General features: G+C 53.1%; 6 protein-coding genes. 2 read left to right on the forward strand and 4 right to left on the reverse strand.

Annotation, left to right across the window (positions count from 1 at the left end):
* Positions 1-76: 76 nt before the first annotated feature.
* The 4 genes from JUK32_RS01650 to JUK32_RS01665 form a co-directional block, all read right to left on the reverse strand.
* Positions 77-799, reverse strand: coding sequence for an ABC transporter ATP-binding protein (locus JUK32_RS01650; protein WP_204137114.1), 723 nt, complete (start codon positions 797-799; stop codon positions 77-79).
* A gap of 133 nt (positions 800-932) precedes the next feature.
* Positions 933-4,304, reverse strand: coding sequence for a diguanylate cyclase domain-containing protein (locus tag JUK32_RS01655; RefSeq protein ID WP_204137115.1), 3,372 nt, complete (start codon positions 4,302-4,304; stop codon positions 933-935).
* Positions 4,305-5,125: 821 nt separating this feature from the next.
* On the reverse strand, positions 5,126-5,578 hold the full coding sequence (locus JUK32_RS01660; protein WP_239112223.1) for a DUF302 domain-containing protein: 453 nt from the start codon (positions 5,576-5,578) through the stop codon (positions 5,126-5,128).
* A 105-nt stretch (positions 5,579-5,683) separates the two neighbouring features.
* Complete coding sequence (locus JUK32_RS01665; RefSeq protein ID WP_204137116.1) at positions 5,684-6,679, reverse strand: SGNH/GDSL hydrolase family protein; 996 nt, start codon at positions 6,677-6,679, stop codon at positions 5,684-5,686.
* A 163-nt stretch (positions 6,680-6,842) separates the two neighbouring features.
* On the opposite strand from JUK32_RS01665, the gene JUK32_RS01670 reads away from it, so the two are divergent.
* Both JUK32_RS01670 and JUK32_RS01675 read left to right on the forward strand, forming a co-directional pair.
* A complete protein-coding gene (locus tag JUK32_RS01670) occupies positions 6,843-7,718 on the forward strand; it encodes a hypothetical protein (RefSeq protein ID WP_204137117.1) in 876 nt (291 codons plus the stop codon).
* Between the two features lie 4 nt (positions 7,719-7,722).
* Positions 7,723-8,019 carry a hypothetical protein gene (locus JUK32_RS01675; protein ID WP_204137118.1) on the forward strand — a complete coding sequence of 99 codons (297 nt, stop codon included), beginning with the start codon at positions 7,723-7,725 and terminating at the stop codon, positions 8,017-8,019.
* The last annotated feature ends 224 nt before the right edge of the window (positions 8,020-8,243 follow it).

The raw sequence follows: 8,243 nt of genomic DNA on the forward strand, positions 1-8,243 counted from the left end.
CGGTGCCAGGTCTCTCTTCTTCCCCCTTGAGTGAATCACACTCAAGGGGGATTATTATTATCATTATTTGTAATTACTATTTCAATAATGCGGCTCTGACTCGATGGTGGTGAGACTCAATGGCACTGATGTGGCCGCTGTCGAGGTGGATGACCCGGTCTGCCATGGCGGCAATGCCCGCATTATTCGTGATAACAACTGTCGTCGTCCCCAATTCTTGATTCGCTTCCTCTAACCCTTGCAGAACAAGTTTACCCGTACGGAAGTCGAGGGCTCCGGTAGGTTCATCGCAGAGGAGGACTTCGGGACGTTTGGCGATCGCTCTTGCAATGGCTACTCTTTGTTGTTCCCCTCCAGAAAGTTGCGCAGGAAAGTGATTAAGCCGATCGCTGAGCCCCACGATAGATAGGGCTTTTTCTGGACTGATTGGCCGCCTGGCAATTTCTGTAACTAAGCCAACGTTCTCACGTGCCGTAAGGCTGGGAATCAGATTGTAGAACTGGAAAATAAAGCCAATTGATTGACGGCGAAATTGTGTTAGTTCGCGATCGCTAGCGTTGGTGAGGTTTTGGTTACGAAAGAATATTTGGCCGCTGATGGGAATGTCGAGTCCTCCCAGGATATTGAGCAGGGTCGATTTGCCGCTTCCTGAGGGGCCTAGCAGAACCACAAATTCGCCTTCGTACAAGTCCAGATCAACCGATTGTAAAGCGTGCACTGCGACCTTGCCCATTTGATAGGTTTTGGTCAGCTTTGTAGTATGAAAGACAACTGGTCGATTAGTGGATAAGGCAACCATATTGGCACCATAGCAATTGTTAGAATGAGCCAGGTTAGTGGCAGCAGATAACACCTAGGAGAAATGCTGATGCTAGTTTTTTGCAGGTTTGACCTCTAGCGGTGGGAAGTCGCAACATTCAAAGAGCAGGATTCTATGCTCTGAGATTATCAGGAGAAGCATCACCGTCAGCCACGATGTAGCGATCTCGCCCGGTTTGTTTGGCTCGGTAAAGGGCGCGATCAGCGAGGGCAATCAGATCTTGTGGCGTCACGTTTGGCGTAGGCATCACTGTAGCAATGCCGTAGCTGAGGGTGAGTCGGCCGCTTGCTTGGGGGGCGGGGTGGTGAATGTCGAGCATGGCGATCGCTACGCGGGCTTGCTCCACAATGGCGATCGCTCCATCCTGATTGGTGTGGGGCAAAATGAGAGCAAACTCTTCTCCCCCGTAGCGGGCTAAGCAGTCTGTCGAGCGATTGACACATTGTTGGAGAGCCTGAGCCACGGAGGCAATGCACGTGTCGCCTGCGGGGTGACCATAGGTATCGTTAAAGTCCTTAAACCAATCAATGTCACAGAGAATCAGGCTTAATTCCCGCTGGTGACGCTGTCCCCTGAGCCATTCATCTGCCAGAGTGGTGTCAAAATGGCGGCGATTGGCAATTTTGGTCAGGGCATCTGTGGTCGAGATGCTGGCCAACTCGCGGTTAGCCGCCTGCAACTGTTGGTACAGTTCTGACTGTTGGATGGCGATCGCTAACTGTTCGGCGACTTGTTGTAATAGGTGCAATTCGTCTGCTTGCCAGTCGCGTTGAGTGGCACAGGCATGGGTCATCACAAAGCCCCAGACTTTAGCCTCAGGCCCTAATGATTGGGGTAATGGGGCAACCATAGCCGACTTGACACCCGCCTGCTGCCAATCCGCCAGTACGGACTCAGGATCGCAGTCAGCCTGGGCAATGTCAGGCACAATTTGGGCTTGCCCAGCTTGATAAAGAGGAAGACAATGAGGGGTAATTGGGGCGTTTTCCCAATGGGTGTGCAGCAGGTTGGGATGCTGGGTGTCTACGGCTTCGGCAATCACTTGTCGAGACTGATCGGAAAATAGTTGAACTACGATGGTGCGATCGGCATAGAATGCTGCCTGCAACTCATTCACAGCCGTTGATAAAATTTCATCTAGATTGAGCGTGGCACGAAAGTGTTGCGTCATCAGGCGGAGGGTATGTTCTTGCCGGATACGCTGTTGAAGGGCAATTTGTACTGTTCGCAAGTTGGTCACATTCCGAGAAATGATCAAGACCGACAGTATGTGATTCGCCTCGCTCAATTCGGGCACGATGCGGGAGTAGAAAGTTTGCTCGCGGTCGGTCAGCATTTCCTGGGTTTCTAGCAGTTGTTCTTGTCGCGTTTCAAACACTCGCGAAATGGCCGTTTGCCAGCGATTTTTGACTAGTCGAGAAAGGGCCAACTCGCTGATTTTTTGACCAATTAACTCTGCCTGAGGTAGCCCAATTCTCGATGCCATCATCGGATTGGCGTATAAGATCTGAAACTGCCGATTGACCCGCATGATGCCGTCGGGGTTATTTTCCACCAGACTCCGAAATTCTTTTTCCTGCTGGCGTAGCTTCACGTCGAGGATTTTACGATCGCTAATATCTTCCACTGTGCCGAGCATTCGTGTCGGATTACTGACCTCATTCCAAATGGTGCGCCCTCGTACCCGTACCCAGATGTAGTGACCGTCGCGATGCTGGAGCCGAAACTCTTGTTGAAAAGGATGTGGCGTATAAATGTGGTTTTCAATACAAGCAACTAACCACTGGCGATCGTCGGGATGAACTCGCGCTAACTCGTCTCTAAGGAGGGGTGGTGCAGCGGGCGGGTCGTAGCCCAAAATCTCCCAATAGCGATCGGAAATCTGCTGAATACCGGTGTGTGTGTGCCACTCCCAAATCGCTTCGTCAATGCTCTGAAGTACCAGGGCATCGCGTTCTGCGGCCAGTTGCGTTTGCTGATGCAATTGGGCATGGTGAATCGCATTCGCCAATTGTGCGGCAATGCGCTGCGTAAGTTCTACCTCTGCTGTCGTCCAATCAATCGGACTCGGGCGGGTCATGGCAATGGCTCCCCAAACCTCAGTGTCATAGACGATCGGCACAATCAACCAGTGCCCAGGAAATGATTGAGCATAGGATTGATTCACGGAATCGTCTGGACTGATGGTTTCAGTATTGCTGATTTGCACAATTTGGAGTTGCTTGAGCTGGACCGCGATCGCGTTGTCCTGGTCGGGCACATCAACCCAAATTTGCTGTTCTTGTGCTGCTGTCCAGCCGTAGGGGCCACCGTCAACTGCGACTGCCCGCCAACAGGCCATGGCTTCATCGGTAATGTATTGAGTAATCCGCACCCGAGACTGCAAACATTGGGCAATTTGTGTCGCGGCTACGGCAAAAATATGCTGAAAATCAAGCGACTGCCGAATGACATCAATAACTTCGTAGAGGGCTCTTTCTCGCTGGGCCTGGTGTTGCAGTGTGAGCTCCCGCGCTTGGCGATCGCTAATGTCCACCATCATGCCGACAAACTGTAGTGGCGTGCCGTTAGCCTGATAGGCCGTCACCTGGCCTTGGCTGCACACCCATTTCCATCGACCATCACTACAGTGCAGCCGATGCTCAACGCGATAAAGACTGGTCGGCTGCTCCAGATGCTGACGCATGGCCTCGCGTACCCGTTCGCGATCATCCGGATGAATCAGCGCCAACAGGGCGTTGAAATCGTTACCGATGTTTTGGTGCTGATAGCCCAGCAGCATTTGCCATAGTGACGAATATCGAATCACGTCATGGTCTAACTGCCACTGCCACATGACGCACCCAGCCAGCGCGGCGGCTCGCTGCCATTGCTGCACATCAATGCGGCTAGAAGACAGCGTTTGGGCCATCTGCAAGTGGCGAATTGCGGTGCCTAGTTGAGCTGCCAGGTGTTGGCCCACCTGCCGATGAATCGGTGCCCACTCTCGCGGTTCGCCGCATTGATGAATGATTAACAGCCCCCACAAAACTGGCGACTGACCTGAAGACTGTGTCGTGACTCTGGGTACGGACGACGGCATCAAAATCGGACTGACCAGATTGGCCTTGACCTGAAACTGCCTCATCAATGCTTGATAGCAAGGATCAAGATCACTGTGCTCAATATCGGCGATTGCCGTGATCTCTCCGCGCTGAAATTTGTTGCCCCAAACATGTTCAAAACAGGGGTCGTAAATTAATTGTCCAAAAGTCGGTAACCAGTCTTCGCCAACGGCTTCGGCTGTTACCGCCCCATCGCCGCCATCGGTGAACTGATAGATCAAAGCGCGATCGCACCCAAATAGATAGCGGGTCTGTTGCACCCCGTACTCTAAAAGGTTTTCCAGTTGAGTCGCCTGATGAAGCTGCGAAGAGATCTCTGCTAGCTTTTCAAAAACTTCACCAAACTCAACCGGAGTTTCTACCGAGAAAGAAAGCAGCATTAATTAGCCTGCCAAAGTCAGGGAACATGATTGCCGCAATGCCTTTATACAAATTATAAGTAGATACAGCCGTTGGATAACTTCGCAGGTTTAGTGAACTTTATCCCAGCCTCAAGCCAGTTGATCCGTAACTTTACTGGAGGCTCATACCCAAATCTGCGCAAAAGTACTGCACACCTGCGAGAAATACACCCATGTCTTCAGTAATTGTGCGGGATTGTCCGTAAAGACAGCAAATGTTTATTGCTTAAATTCACAAGCGTTATGCGCGCCTGGGTTTTAAGTAGAAAAGCGGAATTGGTAGCTATGGAGGTACGCTGAAGAGCCGTTCCTTGAGGCTATCCTAGCGATGTCAGCTCCACCTTGGCGAGTCAACTTGAGTGGAGCTGAAGATTGCACTTTGCAAGACTTACGCACCGATGCTGGGGTGCCTCAACGGACGCAAGATCGGGCGGAGGCACTGGGTTTAAGTCATCGAGGATAGATACCTCAGCAGATTGTGAGTACCTTGATGGGCCGGTCGCTACCGCCCGCACGGCCATTCATCGTTGGCCCCAGGACGGTCTGCATAGCTGATGGGATCGCCCCCGCTCCGGTCGGTTACCGGCAGTTTCCCCAGCGATGATAACGGCGTGGGCCGAGCACATCTCGAGCGAGGAGCGCACTGTCAATCGTCGTCAACTGGTGGAGCATCTGGCTGAGCAGCACGATATTCATCTCTGTCGGGACCATCTGCGACTACTGCTCAAAAAGAGATATCGGTAGAAACGGACTCGCTACAGTCATCGCCCTACTTATTGCGACATTTTGCGACATTGGTCTTAGACTATCGCCAGGTTGCTTTCTGTCTGAAGGGCGGGCAAGCGATCGATGACGCGCTGCATCATGACACTGGCATTTTGCGCCACTTCTTTGGCTCGGGGGCTGTGCACCATGAGGAACATCATCAAAGGGTCGACGGCTGACACTTCAACGCGGCCATCTTGATGTTCTTGCACGACGACGTTGCAGGGAAACAGCACGCCCGCTTTATCATCCTCTTCCAAAATCTGAAACGCGGTTTGGGGATGGCAAGCGCCCAAAATCGTGTATCGCCGAAAATCGATGCCGAGTTTTTTCTTAAAGGCAGCCTGGGCATTAATTTCTGTCAGTACTCCCATGCCTTCTGCCTTGAGGGCATCGGTCACAAGGGCGATCGCCTCATCAAAAGAGACATTTAGAACTTTGCTGAAGTGATACATGGCTTCCTCATTGCGCCCTGGTGAGTAGGGCAAGTTATCTTCTGTATTTACAATACTATAAAAATACGAGTATATAACTAATTAGTTGTATATTTTTCGAGAATAAGCAATTCAGGAGCTGGGTCGGCGCGGCGGCGCTTACCAGGGATCTTCTAGTAAGGTGTCGGGCAGGCGGCGGCTAGAAGATCCGGTGGCGTGTAGAGTTCGGGTGACGGCGCTGCTGAGGGTCTGGGTGACCAGGGTGTAGCCCTGGGGGCTGAGGTGAATGTGATCGCGATATAAAGCGCCTGGATCGGCGGCGGTCTTAAAGTCGGCCAAAAAGTCGATGTAGGGAATCTGCGCTTGCTCGGTGAATTGGGTCACCCGTTGGCGGGCGGTGATTTCGTAGTCGCGCGGGCCGGGGGGCTGCACCTCTCGCAGGAGTGGGGTCATCGCGACGATGAGGCGACCGTTAGCTTGGTTAGTGAGTTGCTGGAGTTGCCGCACCGCTTCGAGATTGACCCCGACGCGATCGCCCCCTTCTTGTCGTACTGCTTCCAGTTCGGGGATAGGAGGCGCTTTGATGAACCGTCCGGCGACTTCGACCAGGGCGAGGGGCGGGTAGCGTTTGGGGTAGGCGCGATCGCGGCCCACTTGTAGCGAAGTGGGGGCGGTGGCAAACAGGTCGTCGGTGTTGAGCAATAGCACTACTACTGGCGACTCAAAGGTGCCAAATTTCAAGATATAAGCGAGCTCGTTGCGCGGCCCCCAAGAATTGGCCGAGGCATTCAACACTTCCACTTGGGTGTACTGGCTGGGGAGCAGGGCGGTGAGTTGTTGCTGCAGCCGCTGCGACAAAATCTCTGATTGGTCAGTCCACCAGCCACCATTGGCAATCGAGTCGCCTAACAGCAAAACCCGTAAGGTGTCAGCCTCGGGCTGGGGGGCGATCGCCTCCCCCCGCATGGAATATTGATTGATGGCAAACACGTTGCCAAAGCGCTTGGTGCGTTGGTTGGGGGCGAGTCGGTAGCCCGTTTGGGTATCGGCGACATATAGGGGAGGCTTGCCAAACCCGAAAAAGAAGCGCAACGCCAGCTCGACGGTACCTAACGCCAAGACGAGCAGTACGGCAATAATCAACGTGAGTTTCACCGATGTCAGTCTCCCAGGGATGCCTTAACAGTTTAGAGGATGCCCAATTGCTGCCCCCGCCGCGAATGCAACGATCTATGAAGGTTACTTTGACTGTCCACCTCAAACGCTTTGAATGAACTAGCAAGGGGTAGCCTGATAGGCGTCTGGGTCACTGAGTCACATGAAGAAATCACTGTTTTTGTTTAGCGCGATCGCTGTGGGCATTGCCTTTCCCCAAGGTCACCAGTACGCCTACCTGATTCGCTACTTAATCATGATGATTCTGTTTTGCTCGCTGCTGGATCTGAAGATCGATGTGAAATCGGCTCTGAATCCGCGCCTGGGTACGATCATTGCCATGATGATGGCGATCGCGGGCATTACGGCTTGGGTGAGCAACTGGGTCAGTCCCGACTTGGCGCTGGCGGCGTTTATGATTGCCATGGCCCCGACGGCAGCGGCGGCCCCAGTGATGACCCGATTTTTAGACGGTCGAGTGGACTATGTGATGTCTTCGGTGATTGTGACCAATAGCTTTTCGGCGATCGCCCTGCCGTTGGTCTTGCCTCTGCTGAATCCCAACGGTCATACCAATATTGAACTGACGGGACTGGCCAATACGCTGACCGTCATTTTGTTGCCCTTGGGGCTCACGCAACTGCTGCAACACTATGCCCCAGCACTGGTGAAGACTTTAGACCCCGTGCGCAGTACGGGCTTTTACTTTTGGATGGCGGCGATTTATCTGTCAACGGCGAAAGCGACCCATTTCATCGAAGTCGAGTCCACTTACCCGTGGATCGTCATCGTCGAAATCGCCTCGGTCTCGTTGCTGCTCTGTACCTGTAACTTTGGCGTGGGGCGCTGGCTGGGGGGCAATGACTGGGGGCAGGAGATGGGGCAATCTTTGGGGCAAAAAAATACCCTATTCAGTATCTGGGTCTGTCTGACGTTTTTGACCCCCGCGATCGCCCTTGGCCCCATGTTTTACGTGGTGTTCCAAAACCTCTACAACTCCTATCTACTCGCTCGTAAACCGCAGTTGAAATCGGGCTAGGGTCATGTATTCCAGCATTTATTACCTACTGCGCTCTAAGCAGGATGGTCGTCATCTCGCCGCGCGTCCTGAGGAACCGGAGAGCGATCGCACCTATCTGCTCATTTTCTCGGCGGATCATGAGGCGCTGTCGTATTTGAGCGCCCACGCTCCAGAGGTGCGCGATCGCTTTGCCGTGGAATCCGTCCCGGCCTATCAACTCAAAGAAATGTTGAGCCGCTGGGGTTTTGCGGGCATTGGTTTGGTCAGCGATCCCAGTGGGCCAAAGGTGGAATTCATGCAGCGCGATCGCCTCTCTTAGAGCTAATCGGCAATAGGTCTACTGCCTTGGCTGAGCCCTGCAAAACACAGGTTGAATCCTGAACTTAGCCAATCGAATGCCGTGTTGGCGACGCCTATTTTGGGGATATTTTCTTCTCAGAGGTACGCTGCTGCGCTACTCTGTCTGTAAAACCTGGGGAATTAGCTCAGTTGGTAGAGCGCTGCGTAGGCGAAGCCTGGCCAAAGGCCATTCGCACCGCCGGG

Source organism: Halomicronema sp. CCY15110 (assembly GCF_016888165.1).
Classification (GTDB): Bacteria; Cyanobacteriota; Cyanobacteriia; order Phormidesmidales; family Phormidesmidaceae; genus Halomicronema.

Excerpts from the sequence above, each read along its gene's own strand:
- JUK32_RS01675 (WP_204137118.1), top strand. The coding sequence starts at position 7,723 with ATGTATTCCAGCATTTATTACCTACTGCGCTCTAAGCAGGATGGTCGT.
- JUK32_RS01650 (WP_204137114.1), bottom strand. The coding sequence starts at position 799 with ATGGTTGCCTTATCCACTAATCGACCAGTTGTCTTTCATACTACAAAG.
- JUK32_RS01670 (WP_204137117.1), top strand. The coding sequence starts at position 6,843 with ATGAAGAAATCACTGTTTTTGTTTAGCGCGATCGCTGTGGGCATTGCC.
- JUK32_RS01655 (WP_204137115.1), bottom strand. The coding sequence starts at position 4,304 with ATGCTGCTTTCTTTCTCGGTAGAAACTCCGGTTGAGTTTGGTGAAGTT.